A 22,402-nucleotide genomic window follows, 5' to 3' on the forward strand; every position below is an offset into this window, starting at 1 on the left:
GGAGAATATATGGTTGCAGTAAGAAGTGCACATCTTACCCCAGCAGGTGAGTTTGCCCCGGAAAAATGGGTAGGCGGTCTGGGTTTGAGCAATAAACAATCAGAAGAAAAGCTCATCCATACCTGGCAGTTTTGTCACGATAAATTAGCAGGCCAAGAAATTGGGCCGTTATTGCTATGGCGTGGCATCGAGATGACCGAAATATTATCCACGCTCAGCATGGATATCGGCAGCTTACAAGCCGCATTATTATTTCCGTTAGTTGAAGAAGGCAAACTGGAAGAGCAAGAAGTCATTGATGAGTTCGGGAATTCGATTCACGAATTGGTTAAAGGCGTGCTTGAAATGGATGCTATTCGCCAATTAAAAGCGACACAATCAAGTGAAACTAGTTCTGTCCAAGTTGATAATATCCGCCGCATGTTATTGTCGATGGTGGAGGACTTTCGCTGTGTTGTCATTAAGTTAGCAGAACGTATCGCACATTTACGTGAAGTCAAAGACGCCACGGAAGATGAACGTGTATTAGCCGCAAAAGAATGCTCCAATATTTATGCACCGCTAGCGAACCGCTTAGGAATTGGGCAATTAAAATGGGAATTAGAGGATTTCTGTTTCCGTTATTTGCATCCAGATGAATACAAAAAAATTGCTAAGTTGCTCCATGAACGCCGTATTGACCGTGAAGATTATATCGATAACTTCGTCAGTACATTGCGTAAACATATGTTAAAAGAAAACATTCAAGCTGATATTTACGGTCGTCCCAAGCATATCTACAGTATCTGGCGCAAAATGAAGAAAAAATCATTGGCGTTTGATGAGCTGTTCGATGTGCGGGCTGTGCGGATTGTGGTTGAACGTTTGCAAGACTGCTACGCAGCGCTGGGAATTGTGCATACACATTTTCGCCATCTTCCGGATGAGTTTGATGACTATGTAGCTAACCCGAAGCCAAATGGCTATCAATCCATTCACACCGTCGTGTTAGGTCCTAACGGTAAAACGCTTGAAATTCAAATACGCACTCGCCAGATGCATGAGGATGCTGAGCTGGGGGTAGCTGCACACTGGAAATATAAAGAAGGCGCAACGGGAATTGGTAAGGGAAGCAGTTACGAAAACCGCATTGCATGGCTGCGTAAATTAATCGCATGGCAAGAAGAAATGGCTGACTCAGGTGAAATGCTTGATGAAGTTCGTAGCCAAGTATTTGATGACCGTGTATATGTTTTCACACCGAAAGGTGATGTGGTCGATTTACCTGCGGGGTCAACACCTCTTGATTTTGCCTACCATATTCACAGCGATGTAGGGCATCGGTGTATTGGTGCAAAAATTGGTGGTCGGATCGTGCCATTTAGCTATCAATTGCAGATGGGTGATCAAATTGAAATTATCACCCAAAAGCACCCGAACCCAAGCCGTGACTGGTTAAACCCAAACTTAGGTTATGTCACAACAAGCCGCGGGCGTGCAAAAATTCAAAACTGGTTCCGTAAACAAGATAGAGATAAAAACATTCTTGCAGGACGTCAGATTTTAGATAGCGAGCTATCTCAGCTAGATATTAGCCTGCGCGAAGCGGAAAAACTGCTTGTTGCTCGTTATAATGTTCATTCACTGGATGAAGTATTAGCGGGTATTGGTGGCGGTGATATTCGTATTAACCAGTTAGTGAATTTCTTACAAAGCAAATTCAATAAAGCCACTGCGGAAGAAGAAGACCGCGCGGCGATGAAGACGCTAGAAAGTAAATCTTCCGTACCAAGAGCACCATCTCACAGTAGTGGCCGTGTTGTTGTTGAAGGTGTTGGTAACCTAATGCACCACATCGCAAGATGCTGCCAACCTATCCCTGGAGATGAAATTGTTGGTTTTATCACCAAAGGGCGAGGGATCTCAATCCACAGTGTCGATTGTGAGCAACTGGCAGAGCTACAGAGCCATGCCCCAGAACGTGTGATAGATGCAGTATGGGGTGAAAACTACTCCAGTGGCTATTCATTAGTGGTTAGGGTTATTGCAAACGACCGTAGTGGATTATTGCGTGATATCACTACAATCCTTGCTAACGAGAAAGTAAACGTACTAGGGGTTAGCAGCCGCAGTGACGTTAAGCAGCAGTTAGCAACCATCGATATGACAATAGAAATTTATAATATCGAGGTGCTAGGCCGGGTGTTAGCGAAGTTGAATCAGTTAGCCGATGTTATTGAGGCCAAACGTCATTCTCAGTGATTTTCGTCATATTTTGAGCCGCAGCGTTGTTGGCTGCGCGCTCTCACCTTAGTCACATACTAATGTATGTGACTAAGGGCTCGCCTACTTGCCGCTTACCTACAACTCAAACTATTTTGAAAATCGGTACCTTTATAAATGACCGTTTTTATATTTTGAAAATAATTTTTTCTTTGTTTTCTCATTTGTTGGGAAAAATTTGTTGATTAGCGTTTATATCTGGTAAGTTTGAGATAAAGGTACAATGTAGAAGCAAAAGAAAATCAAAGGGTAATACTATGAGTCAGGAAAATCGCCAAATCGAACGTTTACTATCCATTATGGCGCAGCTGCGCGACCCGCAAACGGGGTGCCCTTGGGACAAAGTACAAACATTTAAAACGATTGCCCCCTACACACTTGAAGAAACTTATGAAGTGCTTGATGCGATAGAACGTGAGGATTTTTCTGACCTAAAAGGTGAACTGGGTGACTTATTATTCCAAGTTGTTTTTTATGCACAAATGGCGAATGAAAAGTCACTCTTTGATTTCAATGATATCTGTCAGGCGGTTAGTGACAAACTTGAACATCGTCACCCTCATATCTTTGATACGAAAAACCAACTTTCAAGTTCTGAAGTGATTGAGGGATGGGAAAAGCGTAAGGCAAAAGAACGCGCTGAAAAATCACAATTTTCTGTACTCGATGACATTCCCAACTCACTTCCTGCCTTGATGAAAGCCTATAAAATTCAAAAACGTTGCGCTTCTGTTGGTTTTGACTGGGATACGCTTGGCCCAGTGGTTGGGAAAGTCCATGAAGAACTTGAAGAAGTTATGGAAGAAGCCACTCAGGTGGTTGTAGACCAAGGCCGGCTAGAAGAGGAAATTGGGGATTTACTGTTTGCGACGGTAAATTTGTCTCGTCATCTAGGCCATAAGCCTGAAATTGCGCTGCAAAAAGCCTGTAATAAATTTGAACGACGTTTTAGGCAAATCGAAAAAAGTTTATCTGAAAGTGGTAAGTCTGTAGAAGATGCTACACTTGAGGAGATGGAAGCGCTCTGGCAGCAGGTTAAAAGCCAAGAATAAAATGTCTCGTCATATTTCGCACTACAGCGTTGTTGGCTGCGTTCGGCTACATGGGTCACATACTTATGTATGCTCCCCGAGATATTCTCTCTTGCTGCCTAGCTGTAATGCGAACTATTTAGAGCTATTACATGTAAGTATTGAAACTATTTGTCGTTTTAAGATTTGGATATTGTTGGTTTACTCTAAAAGTACCTTATTCAACAGCGCCAAACAAAGCTTCAAAAACAATGAATAACGTGGCACTTTTGGGCGTTAAATGCCTTGTGATAGAGTAAATAGTTATTCAAAATCAAACTTAGTGCAGAATCGCATTTTTTACGCTATAGAATGAGCTGAAAGGATTTAGCTTTTGCCTTTAAACTGTGTTAATGTATAAAAACAGACGCAGATGACTATTTTTGAAGCGATAAATAATTTTCGTTTTTAACTTGCTGATAATATTAGAGTATTGATGAAATTTAGCCTTATTATGCTTAGAACATTTGTAGCGAAATTAAGGTTCGGGTATACTGTTTTCCCGTCCTGTTATATCCATCATCTTTTAAACCTAAACTTTCAGGTTCAGCATGAAAACTAACTATATTTTTGTGACCGGCGGGGTCGTATCCTCTCTGGGTAAAGGCATTGCCGCAGCCTCGTTGGCGGCTATACTCGAAGCCCGTGGACTCAATGTAACCATTATGAAACTGGATCCCTACATCAACGTAGACCCAGGTACAATGAGCCCAACCCAACACGGGGAAGTTTTCGTTACAGAAGACGGCGCTGAAACTGACTTAGATTTGGGTCATTATGAGCGTTTCATCCGTACTAAAATGACACGTCGTAATAACTTTACGACAGGCCGTGTCTACTCTGAAGTTCTGCGCAAAGAGCGCCGTGGCGACTACTTAGGCGCTACCATTCAAGTTATCCCTCATATCACTAATGAAATCAAAGACCGTATCATCCGTGGTGGTGAAGGTCATGATGTTGTTCTCGTTGAAGTTGGCGGAACTGTCGGTGATATCGAATCTCTGCCATTCTTAGAAGCGATTCGTCAAATGGCGGCGGAAGTGGGTCGTGAACGCACACTATACTTGCACTTAACCTTAGTGCCATACCTTGCAGCTGCAGGTGAAGTGAAAACCAAACCAACGCAACATTCTGTGAAAGAGTTGCTGTCCATTGGTATTCAACCTGATGTATTAATTTGTCGTTCAGACCGTGTGATCCCTGCAAATGAACGTGCGAAAATCGCGTTATTCTGTAATGTGCCAGAAAAAGCAGTTATCTCACTGAAAGACGTTGATTCTATTTATAAAATCCCAGCTTTGTTAAAATCCCAAGGTTTGGATGAATACATCTGTAGCCGTTTCCGTATCGATGTGCCAGAGGCGAATCTGTCCGAGTGGGAACAAGTTATTTACGAAGAAGCTAATCCAGCGGGTGAAGTCACCATCGGGATGGTAGGTAAATACGTTGAGCTACCAGATGCATATAAATCTGTTATCGAAGCACTGAAACACGGTGGCTTGAAAAACCGTTTAACAGTGAATATCAAGTTAATCGATTCGCAAGATATCGAAACGCGCGGTGTTGAATTACTGAAAGGTCTGGACGCAATTTTAGTCCCAGGTGGTTTTGGTGAGCGTGGTGTTGAAGGGAAAATTCTGACGGCACAATATGCACGTGAGAACAAAATTCCTTATTTAGGTATTTGTTTGGGTATGCAAGTTGCTCTGATTGAATTTGCACGTAATGTTGCCAACATGGCAGATGCAAATTCAACAGAATTCAAAGCAGATTGTAAATTCCCAGTTGTTGCGCTGATTACAGAATGGCGTGATGAAGAGGGTAACGTTGAAGTGCGTTCTGAAGAGAGCGACCTTGGCGGTACAATGCGTGTTGGTGGCCAGCCGTGTCATTTAGTGAATGGCAGCTTAGTTCGTGATATGTATGGTTCTGATACTATCGTTGAACGTCACCGTCACCGTTATGAAGTGAATAATTTATTACTGAAACGCATCGAAGATGCGGGCCTGAAAATTGCAGGTCGTTCAGTAGATAACAAGCTGGTGGAAATTATCGAAAACCCAAATCACCCTTGGTTTGTGGCTTGCCAATTCCACCCAGAGTTCACTTCGACCCCAAGAGATGGTCACCCGTTATTTGCAGGTTTTGTTAAAGCCGCTGGTAAGTACCAGAAAGGTGAGTTGAAATAAGATATGGGGAAGTCGGCGCAATGGCACCAACTTCCCGAAATTTAACTTGTACTGAGGAAAACCTAATGTCCAAAATTGTTAAAGTGATCGGCCGTGAAATCATTGACTCTCGTGGTAACCCAACTGTTGAAGCTGAAGTTCACTTAGAAGGTGGATTTGTTGGTTTAGCAGCTGCACCATCAGGTGCATCTACAGGTTCTCGTGAAGCTCTGGAACTGCGTGACGGTGATAAAGCACGTTTCCTGGGTAAAGGTGTTCTGAAAGCTGTTGGTGCAGTTAATGGCCCAATCGCAGAAGCCTTAATCGGTAAAGATGCAAAAGATCAAGCAAACATCGATAAAATCATGATTGACCTTGATGGCACTGAAAACAAATCTAAATTTGGTGCGAACGCAATTCTGGCTGTTTCTTTAGCAAACGCAAAAGCAGCAGCAGCGGCAAAAGGTATGCCTCTGTATGAGCATATTTCTGACCTGAACGGAACTCACGGCCAATATTCTATGCCTCTGCCAATGATGAACATCATCAACGGTGGTGAGCACGCAGATAACAACGTTGATATCCAAGAGTTTATGATCCAACCTGTTGGCGCTCCGACTCTGAAAGAAGCGGTTCGCATGGGTTCTGAAATTTTCCATCACTTAGCGAAAGTACTGAAATCTAAAGGTATGAACACCGCTGTTGGTGATGAGGGTGGTTATGCACCTAACTTAGAATCTAACGCAGCAGCATTAGCCGCTATCAAAGAAGCGGTTGAGCAAGCGGGCTATGTATTAGGTAAAGACGTAACTTTAGCGATGGACTGTGCAGCATCTGAGTTCTTCAACGCAGAAACAGGTAACTATGAACTGAAAGGCGAAGGTAAAACCTTTACTTCACAAGAGTTCACCCATTACTTAGAAGAACTGACTAAACAGTACCCAATCGTGTCTATCGAAGATGGCCTGAATGAATCTGACTGGGATGGTTTCGCATACCAAACTAAAGTTCTTGGTGACAAAATCCAACTGGTTGGTGACGACCTGTTTGTAACTAACACTAAGATCCTGAAAGAAGGTATCGATAAAGGCATCGCTAACTCTATCCTGATTAAATTCAACCAGATCGGTTCTTTAACTGAAACTCTGGCTGCAATTAAAATGGCGAAAGATGCTGGCTACACTGCTGTTATCTCTCACCGTTCAGGCGAAACTGAAGATGCAACTATCGCTGACTTAGCGGTTGGTACTGCAGCGGGCCAAATCAAAACGGGTTCTATGAGCCGTTCTGACCGTGTTGCTAAATACAACCAATTAATCCGTATCGAAGAAGCTCTGGGTAACAGCGCACCATTCAACGGCTTAAAAGAAGTTAAAGGCCAAGCATAATTTAATTGCTTAGCAAACTGACTGAAACGGGAGGCGAAAGCTTCCCGTTTTTTTATATAAAATAAATAATAAAAATATTAATCTTTTTATTTAAAAGTTTATCTTAAAATTTTATTTTTCATTAGAACTAACGTAATAAATTCTATTTTTTATGATAGTAATAAGATGTTTGTAACTAGTGGAAATTAATATTAAAGGATAAAACTATGGAAACGGAATGTTATAAATCATTGCTCGCAATTTCAAGATTGGGAAGGGATAAAGCAAAAATTGATCAGGAAATTATAGATTTAGTTAGAGAGATTAAAGTTGCTTATAAGAATAATAACTTTAATTGGGACCCAACACTAAGAGCAAAAAAGAAATATATCGAAGATAAAATCACAGATATTATTTACCATTTATACAGTAATGACACACCATCAGAAGCATCTAGGTTAAATCTTGAAGAAAGAAAATTATTTCTAGAAAACTTTCAATTAACTCTAAATTCAATGGTTAGAAAAAAGGTTAATATTAAGGTTCAAGGGCAAAATGAAGAATCTTTTTTTAAATTAAATCAAGAGCAGCTGTTAAATGCAAGTGCATATCGTATTTTACCAAAAGACTCTCGGCAACGTTATTTGCATAGTTCTAAATTAATGGCTCGATTAACCGTCAATGTGAACAAAAAAAACTATAATAATTTAGCTGATGCGTTAATTAAGTTATATGACAATGACCCACAAAAAAGAGTTACTCAAGCTAAAATTATGGGGCCCAGAAAATTAGGCAGTCGAACTGATCAAGCGGTTATTTATTTGTCAGAAGCGAATATTGAATCAGCGAAAGAAGTGAGCCAGCAATTGAAATTACTCTTACCTTCAGATGCACTCATTGGGCATACACCAGCGGGTATGAAAAGGCTAACGACAGGGATTTCCTACTCAGAGACAGTCGAGGGGCAATCAAGCAGCCATGGGGAATCAAGGGCACTGATAATGGCGAAAGCCACTACTGAGTCGTTGCTTACAGGTGAAAAGTTGAAAAACACATTACCAAGAACATTACAACGCTTTGGCTATGACCCTAAAGACCCTGCACTTATTTCTCAAACCATTAGAGACCGATTTTTGCTAACAGGATTAAATAGCCCGGACCAAGAATTAAGCACAATACAGCCAAGTCGAGATATACAGCAATTTGTATTAAATCCCGAACAATTTTGCTATGCATATAAAATTAATGCGAGTTACCTTAACGATATAAAAGAAATACCTGAAAGTGGAAAAGTTGTATTTTACCGTAATGAAGAATCTGAATATGAAATAAAGTATGTTGATGAAACCTACCGTCCAGACCTTTCATATGCACTCAATAGTGACTTCTTAGATACCAGTTTGAAGGAATCTGATAAGGGCTTCTCTAATTATATTGATATAAAAAAGACCGCACCTGATAACGTTTTTTTATTTTTAAGCGAGGTTAAAAAAGGCTCGGTTATCGTGACGGAACTAAATGCTGAGAAGTACAGGGTTTATTATGACGCTCGCTATAATAGTTCCTTACTTTACGATAATGTTGTCATGGCGGTAGATGAACAAGATTATAAGAATGAGTTTAGCAATAATAATTTGGTTTTTTTATATTTTGATGAAGGCTGGAAAATAGTCATTCAAAACAGAAATAATAATGAAGGGGTTATTTTTGAACCTAATAATGTTAAGGTTAAATCAGCTGGAGATTATTCTTTAGATGAGAAAAAAGCTGAGTTTAATCTTTATCGAAATAATATACATGAAAAATTAAACATTTTTTCGAAAAAGTTAGATGTCTATATTTCTACAGCAGAAGAATATTCAACGTCAGATAAAAACCCAACTAACTCTATTCATTGGCTAAATCTGGCTAATGAAGTAAAAAGAAAAGTTCAAGCGAGTTCGGATGAGTTAAAAAATAGAATTCAAAGTATAGAATCAGACTTGAAGAGAACCAATGATGAAAACATTATTGCTGACATGAAAGCGGCGATGGATGTTAATCAGGTTCTTGATATCATAAAAAATAAGCAATTTAATGAAATATATTCAAATTTGCTTGAAGTTGAATATGCTTTTTATTTGCAACAACTTAAGCAAGATAAAGGTATGGATTTCGTTGTTCGAGGAAATAAGTCAGGAGCTTCATCATCTAAGGCGGATGAACATGGTCGACTAACGATAGTTGAACGCTATGAAAATTTATTATATTTACATAAAACATCAAAAAACAGTGAATTTAGGCATGAGTTTAATGAGGGAATAAAAAATTATAATGATATTGTGGTTAAAGGGATTGATAGTACATCAACATCTTGGGAGTTAAAAAAACGATATGTGATAGCTGAGCTTTCTGCAAAAGAAAGAGGTGCATTATATCGGTTGATTCAAGATGCTGGTTATGCCGAATATATTGATAAAATTCTTACCGAAACGGGAAAAATTAGCGAGTTTTTTTATGAAAATGGCAGCAAAGCGAACCGACTAATACCACAGGATTTTTATTTATCTGTTATTAAAAGTGAATCCGGTGGGCGCTGTTATCCTCTCGTTAGAGCAATGTCTGTTGCATTGGCAAAAGATGGGCAAAATGGCGCAGGTAAACTCATTGATAAACTCTATGTCGCAGCTGCAAATCCAGATGATAAAAACTCTATTTTCTTAAAAGAGGGACTGAAAAACTTACACTCAAATACTGATGCTGTAGAGGCTTCTTTTTCCTACGGAAAAATGGGACTTAATAAGATTCAAGAGATATTAGATGTTCGTGATGAAACAATGATGTTTGCATTAAATAGTAACAATCACTCAATGATGTTGGGCAAAAAAATAGAAAAAGGGAAGAAAACTTACTATTTTTATGATCCTAATTTTGGTGTTTTTGCATTTGATGATAACCAAAGTCTGTTTGAGGCAGTGAGAAAGTTTTTTATTGAAAAAAAATTTGCACCATATTATTCCGCGTTTGAAATAGATGGGAAACCTGCCTTTAATCTCGTTTATATTGATACCAATAAAATGGGGCGTGTCCCAATAGGTAGCCAGCTTACAGTTGAAAATTTAAGTGAAAATGATGATCTTACAACAATAGAAACTAGGCAGAATAAAGCAAGATTAATATTAAAAAACCAAGATGAAATATACCAAGATTTGCAATTAAAAAGGTCATTAATGATCTTAGATGCTAATCAGTGGGCAGAGAAAATCCATGAAGCAACATTTAAATTATCGGTAGAAAACGAACTTGATGGTCGATGGCTTCCTTTATTTTATAATGTAGAAGAAGTCAAAGAGGGCCATTATCGTCTTCAACTTATCCATTTAGATGATCCAAGCTTGACGCGGTGGGTTGAAACAACGGATAAAACATTTAAAGATTTTCACCAATATAGCTTAGATAAAATGATGGAGTTTGGTCGTTATTACCACCTTATCGAAGAGGAGTTTAAATTAAAGCCTGAAAGTGCTGAAGGTGATTCTATTGATGGTTTGAATGCAGGCATTGCGATTCAATCTATCATTCAATGGGTGGAAGATAGAAATCGGAATGTAAACACAGAGACTTCAGATACATCAAATCTAGCGATGGCTTTAAAAATTCACACTTATCTTAACTATGCATTAATCGCCCATAGTACCGCAAAAGATGTTGCTCATATGGCAGAGCTTGTTAAAACAGCACTGAGGTACCAGAATAAATCTGTGGCATCCTCAATGACTATTTTTTCATCTTCACTGGCTAAAGTTGCAAATGAAGGTCTATCAACATTTTTTAATGGAGCTTTAATTGGGTTTGATGTTTACGAAATAACGCAAGCTGAAAACGAACCACAAACAATTACATTTGGAACACAATTGGCTTTTGATTCAGCTAGTTTTTTGACAAGTAGTGTAGCTATAGGCGCAGATGCTTTTGGTTATTCGACGGCATCAGCCTCTTTAGGTGGAATAGGTGTTATTGTTGCAGGGCTTGGTATTGGATTCACAGCACTTGCGCGTAATTTTGCGATTATTGGCGAAGATGCCAAAGCGGTTGGTTTGTATTTTAGCGCTTTGGATAATGCATACCAAGGCAATGGGTATGAATATTCGAAAGATAGGACCGTTTTAATACCTAAATTTGGTGCGGTGTTTAAAACGATAGATTTACAAACCAATCAAATTGAATTTGATAGCCAATATATTTACCGTACAAGTGAGAAATCGTCGGGAGGGGGGCGGAAGAATTATCTTTTTTGGGCAGGTAATTTTCCAACTATGGTGCATGATAGGCAGCAAGCAATTAATATTCGTGCTGGAATAGGCTATGCAAATAGTAATCACACTGTAGATTTTTCTTCACAAGAAAGCCTTTTTTTGCCGATCACGCCAAAATCATATATAAAATATGATTATAATTTATGGCCAGGCGCAACAACAAGGCATGACAACGGTTTTGATGTTATCCGTAGATTAGAGCAAGGTGATAATTTTGATTATGATTTTTATATTTTTCCAAGTGAAAATATAATTACTCACATTTATCATGAGTATGTCAATACCCCTATAACTATTAAATTAGATAATAAAAAACGTAATTTAATTATACCAAATTTGCCAAAAGAATGGCGGGGTTTTATTGATTATAAATTGGAAGGTAGTGGAGGCCAGTACACAGTTAATATTAATGAGGGAGTTAAAATATTATTATCAGATAGCCCAGTTACTCAAACTCCATCTCAATGGTTTATTAATTCAAAAGAAATCGGAAATGGGCGCATTCAAATTTTTGATGACAGAGTTAGAGTCGGGGATGTGGATATTTACATCGAGAATAAAAATCCCGAAAGTAAATATTATATTATTAAAAATAACAATGAAGTAAACGAGATAGAACTCAAGACAAAATCAATTAAAACGGTGAGTGTTGATGAGGAAGTATGGAAAGATAATATCAAAGGCTTTGAAGAATACTTACATACCTTATTCCAAGAACAAAAATCACATCAGCAGTATGTTATTATTGAAAATTATCAACACCATGGAAATAATGTAGGACGAGCCTATTTTGATGTAAAAACAGAAAAAATAATATTTACACATTCAATTGAAACAGAGAAAAAAGATGCGTTATTAGCAGGTGTTAGAAATGATAAGGCTATTTTTTATTCATTAGAATCTCCTTTAATTTGGGTTACGGATCTTAATAATGGGAATATTCTTTTTGAATACCGGTTAGAAAATAAAATGGCTCGTAATTTGGAAATTTTAAAAGTTTGGCCAGGAGAAAATACCATTTATTTTTCTTGCCGCTATCAAGACTCATTTGAGGTGGCAAATTATCAAATTGTAGAAAATAATATTGAATTAGTGAGTATCGTTTCAACGCCTGAAACACTCGTATATTTAGCCAGTACACATACTCAATTAGAGGAAGTTGAGCCAGAGGAAATTTTAAAAAATTATTTAATTGATAATAAGAATAATATTGCAACACCCGGTTTGAAGGGCTCAAACTTAGCAAGCTTAGTGATGATATCTGGAAATGACCATAATCAAACGCAACATCGCTACTGGATCAGGCCGCAAGATAATAAACTGATTAAGCCTAACCTATCGGCATCATTAGGGTTTGGCCATTTTCCTGTTGATCGTACTTTGAAGCAAAGCCACTGGGCAATTCCCGAAGACTTACATTTAGTGACTTCATTGTTTGATAGTGACGGTACTGAAGTTTTTTACTTTTATAGTGATAAACAAAAATCACTTTATCGACAAGAAGGTGCTGGGCAAGATGTCTTAAATGTGATTAAACCTTCAGCATGGTTTATGTACACTCCAAATTTAGAGAGTGTATTTACATGGAAAGGGAATTTGCTACTTATCGATAGCTTTGGTGTTGTTAGCCAGTTAAGTGCAAATGGAAATTCATCCATTGTTGCATTGAATGACAAATGGTTTAAGGATCATGCGTACTGGTGGCGAGACTTAGAATATGTTTATCGAGATAAACCAGTTATTGCATTACTAGGTATTAAAAGTGTTGATAATGGAAAAATACTCCCAGCTTGGAGTATTCAAGGAAAAATAATCATTGCACATCAACTTTCATCAGAAAATGAACTGCAATTTTTAGGTATGAATGCAACTCGTTCAGGAGGGTTAATCTTTGATAAAAAGCAACAAAAATTGTATGAGCAATATTTTGCTACAGAAAAAGAATTAATTGCTGCATTTGCTGAGGGCTCAACATTGAATAACCCTGCTGATTTACCTGCCATCATTGATCTTTACCCTAATTATCAATTTAACAAAGTCGAACGGGTCGCTGATGGTTTATTAATGTCTGCTGGAAGTGGAGAAATATTTTACATTGATCTGGTAAATAGCCAATCTATTAATCCTAATCATCTAAGTTCATCTTTGATTATTAAAGGTGGGAAAGAACATGATATTTTGAGCCCATCAATAATAAAAAATGTGAAAAATATCATTTTAAGTGGCGGGGAAGGGCAAGATAGCTATTTAATTACCCAAGAGGCTTGGTTAAATTACCAAACGATTATTATTGACAATGACAGCTATGATGAAAAAGAGGATTTGCTTATTTTACCCCCATTAAATCGCCAATCGCTTATGACACTTCGGCAGAATGATGATTTAGTTATTTTTGATATGCACTCATCGACGTCATTAATTATCAGGCAGGTATTTGGTGAACAATCTAAAACGCATAACCATTTGAATATAAGGATGCACAATCAATCATACTCAATGAGTCTAAGCGAATTTACCAGTGGCACAATACAATCAGAAGGCTTATTTAATATACAACAAGGTGGTGTTATTTCACAGAGTGAGCAGCAAACTCAATTAATTATTGAAAAAATAACAGCGTTTAATTTTGATACGGAATTATCTCAACAAGACTCTGTTGCTTTTTTTCCTTCAGAACGTGTATTGAGTTTAATGCCACCGCTTTTACCCGCTAAAAAAGAAAAGTAAAGATAAATGATTTCTAACTGATTTTTATATTAATAAATAGTACTGAGAAGGAGTTGGTTTATTTTAATAAAAATCAGTTGGTTATGCTTTTATATTTTGAATGTGAAATGGTTGTTTATGTTGCTTTTAACTATTATGTTGACATTTAATTCTTCGTTTTTTACGATTTAATAGTTCGGATTTTTGGAGTTCATGTTAATTACTAGAAAATTACACGGTATAGATCGCACTTTTGGCTACAACACATTTTCATTCCATTCAATTAACTCTATATTTCAGACCTCGTAAATAAATATTAACAATAATACTCGAAAACAATTTGCTTCCGAGCTATGGAGTTTTACATGGATGCTTCTGAATCTTTGACGCCGGCAGTAAGTCCTACTCCCGCAAATAAGCGTGGTTGGATTATTTTAGCAATTGATATTGTGCTTCTAATTGTACTTTTGAAATACCTGCCCTTTGATGAAAAAGCGAATGCAGGTTTAGCAATGATGGTCTTCATAGGTGTACTTTGGTTAACTGAAGCTATACACGTCACAGTGACAGCGCTCTGTATTCCTATTTTAGCGGTAGTCCTAGGGCTCATGAATACAGGGGATGCACTTAAATCCTTTGCAAACCCAATTATTTTCTTATTTTTTGGGGGATTTGCGTTAGCAACGGCTTTACATATTCAAGGTCTAGATAGGCTTATAGCCAATCGCTTATTAATGGCAGCGCGTGGGCGCCTTTCTGTAGCCGTATTATTGCTATTCGGTGTCACAGCAGGCTTATCAATGTGGATCAGTAACACAGCAACAGCGGCAATGATGTTACCGCTTGTACTCGGTATTTTATCTAATCTTGATGTGCGCCATGAACGCAATACCTTTGTGTTTGTATTACTTGGTGTTGCTTATAGTGCAAGTATTGGTGGATTAGGGACGATTGTTGGTAGTCCTCCAAATGCCATTGCGGCTTCTGCTTTAGGTTTAGATTTTCTCTCTTGGATGAAATATGGCATTCCAATTATGGTTGTCTTATTACCAATGATGTTTGTTTTAATGTACATGATGCTGCGCCCAAACCTTAAACATCGCTTTGAAATTGAATTAGAGCATGTTCAATGGAACAGCAAGCGTATTACTGCAATGGTCATATTTTTGTTAGCTGTAGTTTGTTGGATCACCAGTACTTTCATCAGTGACGCGTTCGGTGGTGTAAAAGATTTAGATACTATCATTGCGATGAGTGCCGCAATCCTCATTTGTGTTACGGGTGTCGCAAGCTGGTCTCAGATTCAAAAAAATACAGAGTGGGGCGTATTGATGTTATTCGGTGGTGGTCTAACACTGAGTGCAATTTTAAGCTCTTCTGGTGCAAGTAAAATTATGGCGGATTGGATGCAGCTGACATTTGGTCAAAGCCATTGGTTTGTTATCATTTTAGCGGTAACAACGTTTATCATTATTTTGACAGAATTCACCAGTAATACAGCGAGTGCTGCATTATTAGTCCCTATTTTTGCAACAGTAGCTGAAGCGTTAGGGATGCCAGTGATCGTACTGACAATGATTATTGGTATTGGTGCATCGTGTGCCTTTATGTTGCCTGTAGCAACACCGCCAAATGCGATAGTGTTTGGTTCGGGGTATATTCGTCAAATAGAAATGGTGAGAGTCGGAGCGGTACTGAATGTCGCTTGTATCATTGTGATTTCATTATTTGCTTGGTTCTTCTGGATGTAATTCAAAAAATATACCTTACGGCCTCTTCTTTTGAGGCCGCTTTACATTGTTGTGCTGCATTTCGATATTATTGTGAGGGGCGTGCGACAAGTGCTTGTTGATTTTTCCCTATCTGAATAACTCCTGTATCTGTAAATGTAATTTCACTGTTGCCACGCAACGAAAAATTCATCGCTTTAATTATTCCCTGTATATCGATTTTATTTTGTGGGCAAAGAAAATCATTATTACATTGATATTGATGACTTTCTAACATAACGGTGTGCCCTGTTAATTTCGCTTGTTCACTTAATTCAAAGTGATTTCCTTGAAAATAAGGGATATCAGTTTTGAATTTAGTGCCGAGTTTTACCACACCTTCACTGGGAGAAAGTGTTCCACTGCCTGATGAACTTATGTAGTTTTGCAAGGCAGCATTGATATTGAGGTTGTTTTGCAGTTTTATTTGATCGGCAAAAACATTCATTTTAGATAGTTGAATTGGATTGCCTTGTTGTTGGCTTATGCTGACGAGCCCAGCCGGTTGGGTTGAAAATTTAAGGTTGCTATAATCCTCCTGTTTTTTAGGGTCGAGTTGTTTCTTATTTTCTTTATTTCTACTGTATTGTTGTTCTAGTTTCCCTGCAATTAAAGACAGACTATTGATATTATTTATCGCGCCTTTTTTCCACGAGATACCATTTGGGTTTGCAATAACCAGGTTTGCACGTTGCCCCTTGATACCCAATATCCCTTGAATTTGCGTTTCTTCGGTGCCTGTCACTTCAGCTAGTATTAACTTGGCTGCCCTATCACTCAGGTTGTTATTACTGGCTATGTCATTATTAAAAATTAAACCATGTTCATTTGAAGATAACGCTTCAAATGTATTGAATGAAATATGGTTTTTTAGTGGAGCATTGATATTGATGATTTTGGCTTTATCAATGCTGATTTCATTTGCATTAGTGATAGGTGGTGAAAATAAGAAAATGACCGTAATTGTTTGTGCCGCTATTGATTTCATTTATCAGCTCCCTGCTATTAAAAAATCCCTTCATCGCTAACGAGTATAAGGGGTAATGCATTTTTCAAAGCAATCAAAAAATAGTATGGGATTGATAGAAACAATCAAAACAGGGTAACTGTGTTGGGTTAAGGATAAGGATAAAAAAAGAGCCACATTTCTGTGGCTCCCATTATTTAGGTCACTTATCAGCAATTAGTGTGCTGTTGGTGGATGGCTGTGTTCAATATCTTCAGACTTCTTAGAGAAGCGGCGACGGATCACCACAAAGAAGACGGGAACAAAGAAGATAGCCAGTGAGGTTGCGGCGAACATACCACCCAGAACACCTGTACCTACTGAGTTCTGAGATGCAGAACCTGCACCATTACTAAACACTAGCGGGATAACACCTAACATAAATGCCAATGATGTCATCAGGATTGGTCGTAAACGCATCTTAACGGCATTCAGCGTTGCTTCAACTAACCCTTTACCTTCTTTTTCCATTAAGTCTTTGGCGAATTCAACAATCAAGATTGCGTTTTTCGCCGAGAGCCCAATGGTTGTTAACAGGCCGACCTTAAAGTAAACGTCATTATCTAAACCACGGACGCTGGTAAAGAGTAATGCGCCGATAATACCCAGTGGAACGACTAACATAACGGAGAATGGTACTGACCAGCTTTCATAAAGTGCTGCCAGGCAGAGGAATACCACTATCAAGGAAATCGCGTACAGAGCAGGGGCTTGGTTACCTGCTAAGCGTTCTTGATAGGACATACCCGTCCACTCATAACCAATACCTTCCGGTAGGTTTTCAGTTGTTAGTTTTTCCATCAATAGCATCGCATCACCGGTACTTTGACCTGGTGCTGCTTGGCCTTGAATGTTCATCGCTGGTACACCGTTATAACGCTCTAAACGTGGTGAACCAAACTTCCAAGGGTCTTTGGATTCATCTAAGAATGCAGAGAATGGAACCATTTTACCTTGGTTATTACGAACATACAGGTTGCTGATATCTGATGGCAACATACGACTTTCTGCATCACCTTGTACGTAAACTTTCTTAACACGACCGCGGTCGATAAAGTCGTTCACATAGCTTCCACCAAAGACGGAGCTGAGTGTTGCGTTAATATCGCTGATTGCGACGCCTTGTGCCTGTGCTTTTTGTTGGTCAATGTAGATACGGTATTGTGACGTATCATCTTGCCCATTTGGACGAACACCTTGGAGCATTTCTGGATGTTGAGCCGCTAAACCAAGTAATTGGTTACGTGCTTGCATCAGTTTGTCATGCCCTAAGTTACCTTTATCGACCAACTCGAAGTCAAAACCGTCTGCGGTACCTAACTCAACAATTGCAGGCAGGTTAAAGGCGTAAATTAGTGCTTCTTGCTTCTTGGACATCGCGATATTTGCGCGTTGTACAATTGCATCAACGTGGTTTTCATCACCTTTACGTTCGCTCCAGTTTTTCAGAACGACGAAGGCAAGACCCATATTTTGACCTTGACCGGCAAAGCTAAAGCCCCCAACAGTAAAGACAGATTCAACATTGTCTTTTTCGTCAGTGTGGTAGTAGTTAGTGACTTCATCCAGCACGGCTTGGGTTTGTTCTTGTGTTGATCCTGGCGGTAATTGAACCATTGACAGGAATACACCTTGGTCTTCTGCTGGTAAGAAGGAAGACGGTAAACGAACAAACATAAATGCCATGCCTGCCACTAAAATCAGGTAAATCACAAGGTAACGACCTGTGCCGTTAAGCATGCGGCTTACACTGTCTGTGTAGTGGTGAGCTTGCTTTTCAAACGTTCTGTTAAACCATCCAAAGAACCCTTTTTGGCTACCATGGCTGCCTTTCTCAATAGGCTTCAACATCGTCGCACACAGTGCTGGTGTTAAAATCATAGCCACCAGAACTGACAGAATCATGGACGAAACAATGGTAATCGAGAACTGACGGTAAATTGCCCCTGTTGAACCACCAAAGAAGGCCATTGGGATGAATACCGCAGACAGAACCATTGCAATACCGACTAACGCACCTTGGATTTGACCCATTGATTTTTTGGTCGCTTCTTTCGGTGATAAGCCTTCTTCTTGCATAACACGTTCAACGTTCTCTACAACAACGATGGCATCATCGACGAGTAGACCGATGGCAAGTACCATCGCGAACATGGTCAAGGTGTTTATTGAGTAACCAAATGCCGATAGGATGGCAAATGTCCCCAACAAGACAACTGGAACGGCAATCGTTGGAATTAATGTGGCGCGAATGTTCTGGAGGAACAAATACATAACCACAACAACCAACATGATTGCTTCAACTAACGTTTTAACAACCTCGTTAATTGAGATTTTAACAAATGGCGTTGTATCGTATGGATAAACGATTTCTAACCCTTGAGGGAAGAAAGGTTTCATCTCTTCCAGCGCAGCACGTACGTTGTTAGACGTATCTAACGCGTTCGCACCTGTTGCCAGTTTGATACCAATACCTGCTGCTGGTTTTCCGTTAAAGCGCGCGATCGTACTGTAGTTTTCTGCACCTAACTGAACGTCAGCAACATCTTTAATACGAACTTGAGAACCGTCTTGGTTAACCCGCAGTAAGATATTGGAAAACTCTTCTGCACTATTTAAACGTGTCTGTGCAATGATTGAGACGTTTAAACGTTGGTTTGCAATTGACGGTGAACCACCGAGCTGTCCTGCTGCGACTTGGTTATTTTGAACCTTGATAGCATTAATGACATCGGTTGTCGTCATGTTGTATTTAACAAGTTGTTCAGGTTTTAACCAAATACGCATCGCATATTGGGTACCAAACAGCTGTGTTTCACCCACACCATTTACACGGCTTAATGGGTCTTTAATATTCGAACCTACATAGTCGGCAATGTCATATTGGCCCATTGAGCCATCATTAGACACGAAACCTGCAACCATTAAGAACGAACTTGTTGATTTATCGACACTAATACCTTGCTGCTGAACTTCTTGTGGCAGCAATGGCATCGCCAGTTGCAATTTGTTTTGCACCTGTACTTGCGCGATATCACCATCAGTTCCTGCTTCAAAAGTAAGCGTAATGCTTGCAGAACCTGATGAATCACTGCTCGATGACATATATACCAAGTTATCGATACCGTTCATATTCTGTTCGATAACCTGAGTTACTGTGTTTTGTACCGTCTCGGCATCCGCTCCCGGATAGTTAGCTGAAATAGAAACAGCCGGCGGTGCGATGGTCGGGTACTGAGAAACAGGTAACTGGATAATTGCCAACAGACCAGCAAGCATGGTGATAATCGCAATTACCCACGCAAAAATTGGTCTTTCTATAAAAAACTTAGGCATTAATCAGCCGCTCCCTTATTTAGACTTTTCTTCAGGTTTAGCCTGATTGTCTATGGATTGCGTTTCTAAGTTTGCTTCCTTAGGATTCACAACAATTCCTGGTTTGATTTTTTGTAAGCCAATGACGACAACGCGATCACCTGCTTTTAAGCCATCTTTAATCAGCCATTTGTTGCCAACCGCTTGTCCTGCTTTAACCGTTCTGACTTCAATTTTGTTCTCTGCGCCAACAACCATGACTTGAGAGGTACCTTGAGCAGTACGCGATAATCCTTGTTGAGGAACCAGAATTGCATTTTCAACAACGCCATCTTCTAAAATTGCACGGACAAACATTCCCGGAAGTAACTCTTTGTTCGGGTTAGGGAAAACGGCTCTCATTGTGATGGAACCTGTGGTTTCATCAACGGTGACATCAGAGAACTCGAGAACACCTTTTTGTGCGTATTCTTGGCCATTGTTATTAATTAAACTAACAGGTGCCTGACCAGATTCTTTTTGCACAGCGCCTTGTGCTATCTCATTTTTTAGACGTAAGAAATCATCGCTCGATTGCGTTACGTCAACATAGATAGGGTCAAGTTGCTGAACACGCATTAATTCAGTCGCTTGGCCTGTAGAGACCAATGCCCCTTCAGTCACATTCGATTTGCCAGTACGGCCACTGATTGGTGCGGTTACCTTGGTGTAGTTCAGGTTGATACGTGCAGTTTCAACAGCCGCTTCCGCTGCTTTGACGGCAGCAAGCGCTTGAGCATAGGTTGAAGTCGCTTGGTCGTATTCTTGCTGACTAATGTAATTCGTCCCTAACAATGGTTTATAACGCTTAACCGTCAGCGCCGCGATATTTGCATTCGCTTGCGCTTTTGCCAGTTCTGCTTTTGCACTGTCATAGGTCGCTTGGAAAGGAGCAGGATCAATTTGATACAAAGATGTTCCCGCTTCTACGTCGCTACCTTCTTTATAGTTACGTTTTAAAATGATGCCGCTCACTTGTGGGCGAACCTCGGCAACACGGAATGCAGATGTACGGCCTGGTAACTCGGTCTTGAGAGTCAGAGGTTCGGCTTTCAGCGTAACAATTCCTACTTCAGGCGCCGGGCGTTCTCCGCCACCTTGTTGTTCATCGTTACAACCTGATAAAGCTAAGCCACCTGAAAGAACCAACAGAGCCAGAGGTAACACCCCTCTGTTTTTTCGCATAAGTTAACCTCAATTAATCAATATGAGTTCAAAACAAAAATAAGAAAAATGGTAAACAATATGATTTATCACTGTGCTATAGTACAAACATACACGAATGTATGTAAATCAGCTTTCGATAGAAACGGGTCACAATGGCACGAAAAACTAAACAACAGGCTGAAGAAACCCGTCAGGAAATATTAGATGCTGCCATCAAAACATTCTCTGAGCGAGGAGTTTCAGCCACATCATTAGCCGATATTGCAAAAGCAGCGGGGGTAACCCGAGGTGCAATATATTGGCATTTTAAAAATAAAGTAGATCTCTTTTATCAGGCCTGCGAGTTTGGTGATAACCAAATAATCCAAGCCGAAGAATATTATCGTTCTAAATATACCAATGATCCACTTTCAATACTAAGAGAATTATTGGTTTTTATTTTGACCGACTTCATCGACAACCCTAAAAACCGTGCGTTGATGGAAATTTTCTTTTTAAAATGTGAATTAGTGGGCGAAATGGCGGAATTAGTCGATTTTAAACGGGCTAATTATGTGGCTAGTCAGTGTCGTATTGTCGATAATTTGCAAGATTGTATCGATGCAGGGCAATTACCTGCTGACCTTGATATTGAATGCGCCGCCATCATGATCCGCTCATTAATGTCGGGTTTATTAGAAAATTGGTTATTACAACCTGAGAACTTTAATATAAATCAACACACGATAACGCTGGTTGAGACACTATTAGAGACGTTAAAATGTAACCCAGCAATACGGCTTAAACCCACCCAAATAAAATAACTTGGAGTCACAGATGGCCTCTATTCTGATCATCGCTAACGGCGCACCTTATGGCAGCGAAACTTTATTTAACTCATTGCGCCTTGCTATCACGCTAAAAGAGCAAAACTCAGATTTAGATTTAAAAATCTTTTTAATGTCAGATGCAGTTTGTGCAGGTTTAGCGGCTCAAAAACCGAAAGAAGGTTACAACCTTCAGCAAATGTTAGAAATTTTAACGGCTCAAGGGGTGCCTGTTAAATTATGTAAGACATGTACCGATGCCCGTGGTATCAGTGAGTTAACTTTAGCGGATGGTGTTGAGGTTGGCACATTAGTGGAACTGGCTAGCTGGACATTAACATCAGAGAAAGTCTTAACATTCTAATTTGTTGGTTTAAAATGTTGCTCTAATTGTATGTGCTGGTAATGTGTTACTGGCACTTTGTTTTTTTG

11 protein-coding genes are annotated in these 22,402 nt (G+C 39.3%); 8 read left to right on the plus strand and 3 right to left on the minus strand.

Going from position 1 to position 22,402, the window contains the following annotated elements; genetic code table 11:
• Window positions 1-9 precede the first annotated feature (9 nt).
• From relA to AC4IFO_RS11840, 6 genes are all read left to right on the plus strand, one after another.
• Window positions 10-2,241, plus strand: a complete 2,232-nt coding sequence (gene relA / locus AC4IFO_RS11815) for a GTP diphosphokinase (protein WP_490734587.1) — start codon at window positions 10-12, stop codon at window positions 2,239-2,241.
• A 278-nt stretch (window positions 2,242-2,519) separates the two neighbouring features.
• Window positions 2,520-3,314, plus strand: a complete 795-nt coding sequence (mazG, locus tag AC4IFO_RS11820; RefSeq protein WP_490734589.1) for a nucleoside triphosphate pyrophosphohydrolase — start codon at window positions 2,520-2,522, stop codon at window positions 3,312-3,314.
• A 569-nt stretch (window positions 3,315-3,883) separates the two neighbouring features.
• Window positions 3,884-5,521 carry a glutamine hydrolyzing CTP synthase gene (gene pyrG, locus AC4IFO_RS11825; protein WP_490734591.1) on the plus strand — a complete coding sequence of 546 codons (1,638 nt, stop codon included), beginning with the start codon at window positions 3,884-3,886 and terminating at the stop codon, window positions 5,519-5,521.
• A 65-nt stretch (window positions 5,522-5,586) separates the two neighbouring features.
• On the plus strand, window positions 5,587-6,888 hold the full coding sequence (gene eno / locus AC4IFO_RS11830) for a phosphopyruvate hydratase (RefSeq protein WP_206082943.1): 1,302 nt from the start codon (window positions 5,587-5,589) through the stop codon (window positions 6,886-6,888).
• A 206-nt stretch (window positions 6,889-7,094) separates the two neighbouring features.
• Window positions 7,095-13,889, plus strand: a complete 6,795-nt coding sequence (locus tag AC4IFO_RS11835; protein ID WP_490734593.1) for a TcdA/TcdB pore-forming domain-containing protein — start codon at window positions 7,095-7,097, stop codon at window positions 13,887-13,889.
• Between the two features lie 344 nt (window positions 13,890-14,233).
• Window positions 14,234-15,619, plus strand: a complete 1,386-nt coding sequence (locus tag AC4IFO_RS11840) for a DASS family sodium-coupled anion symporter (RefSeq protein ID WP_490734595.1) — start codon at window positions 14,234-14,236, stop codon at window positions 15,617-15,619.
• A 67-nt stretch (window positions 15,620-15,686) separates the two neighbouring features.
• Here AC4IFO_RS11840 and AC4IFO_RS11845 read toward each other — a convergent pair whose 3' ends face one another.
• The 3 genes from AC4IFO_RS11845 to AC4IFO_RS11855 all read right to left on the minus strand — a co-directional run bounded on the left by AC4IFO_RS11845 (window position 15,687) and on the right by AC4IFO_RS11855 (window position 21,182).
• Window positions 15,687-16,625 (minus strand): two-partner secretion domain-containing protein, encoded by a 939-nt coding sequence (locus AC4IFO_RS11845; protein WP_490734597.1) that lies wholly within the window; start codon window positions 16,623-16,625, stop codon window positions 15,687-15,689.
• Window positions 16,626-16,820: 195 nt separating this feature from the next.
• On the minus strand, window positions 16,821-19,979 hold the full coding sequence (locus AC4IFO_RS11850; RefSeq protein WP_490734599.1) for an efflux RND transporter permease subunit: 3,159 nt from the start codon (window positions 19,977-19,979) through the stop codon (window positions 16,821-16,823).
• 15 nt (window positions 19,980-19,994) lie between these two features.
• Window positions 19,995-21,182 carry an efflux RND transporter periplasmic adaptor subunit gene (locus AC4IFO_RS11855; protein WP_219246126.1) on the minus strand — a complete coding sequence of 396 codons (1,188 nt, stop codon included), beginning with the start codon at window positions 21,180-21,182 and terminating at the stop codon, window positions 19,995-19,997.
• A 134-nt stretch (window positions 21,183-21,316) separates the two neighbouring features.
• On the opposite strand from AC4IFO_RS11855, the gene acrR reads away from it, so the two are divergent.
• Both acrR and AC4IFO_RS11865 read left to right on the plus strand, forming a co-directional pair.
• Window positions 21,317-21,967 carry a multidrug efflux transporter transcriptional repressor AcrR gene (gene acrR, locus AC4IFO_RS11860; protein ID WP_490734601.1) on the plus strand — a complete coding sequence of 217 codons (651 nt, stop codon included), beginning with the start codon at window positions 21,317-21,319 and terminating at the stop codon, window positions 21,965-21,967.
• A 13-nt stretch (window positions 21,968-21,980) separates the two neighbouring features.
• The gene (locus AC4IFO_RS11865; RefSeq protein WP_219246128.1) at window positions 21,981-22,334 is read left to right on the plus strand and encodes a DsrE/DsrF/TusD sulfur relay family protein; all 354 of its coding nucleotides are present in this window, start codon (window positions 21,981-21,983) and stop codon (window positions 22,332-22,334) included.
• Window positions 22,335-22,402 lie beyond the last annotated feature (68 nt).

The sequence above is a fragment of the Providencia sp. UF-224 genome (assembly GCF_058245955.1).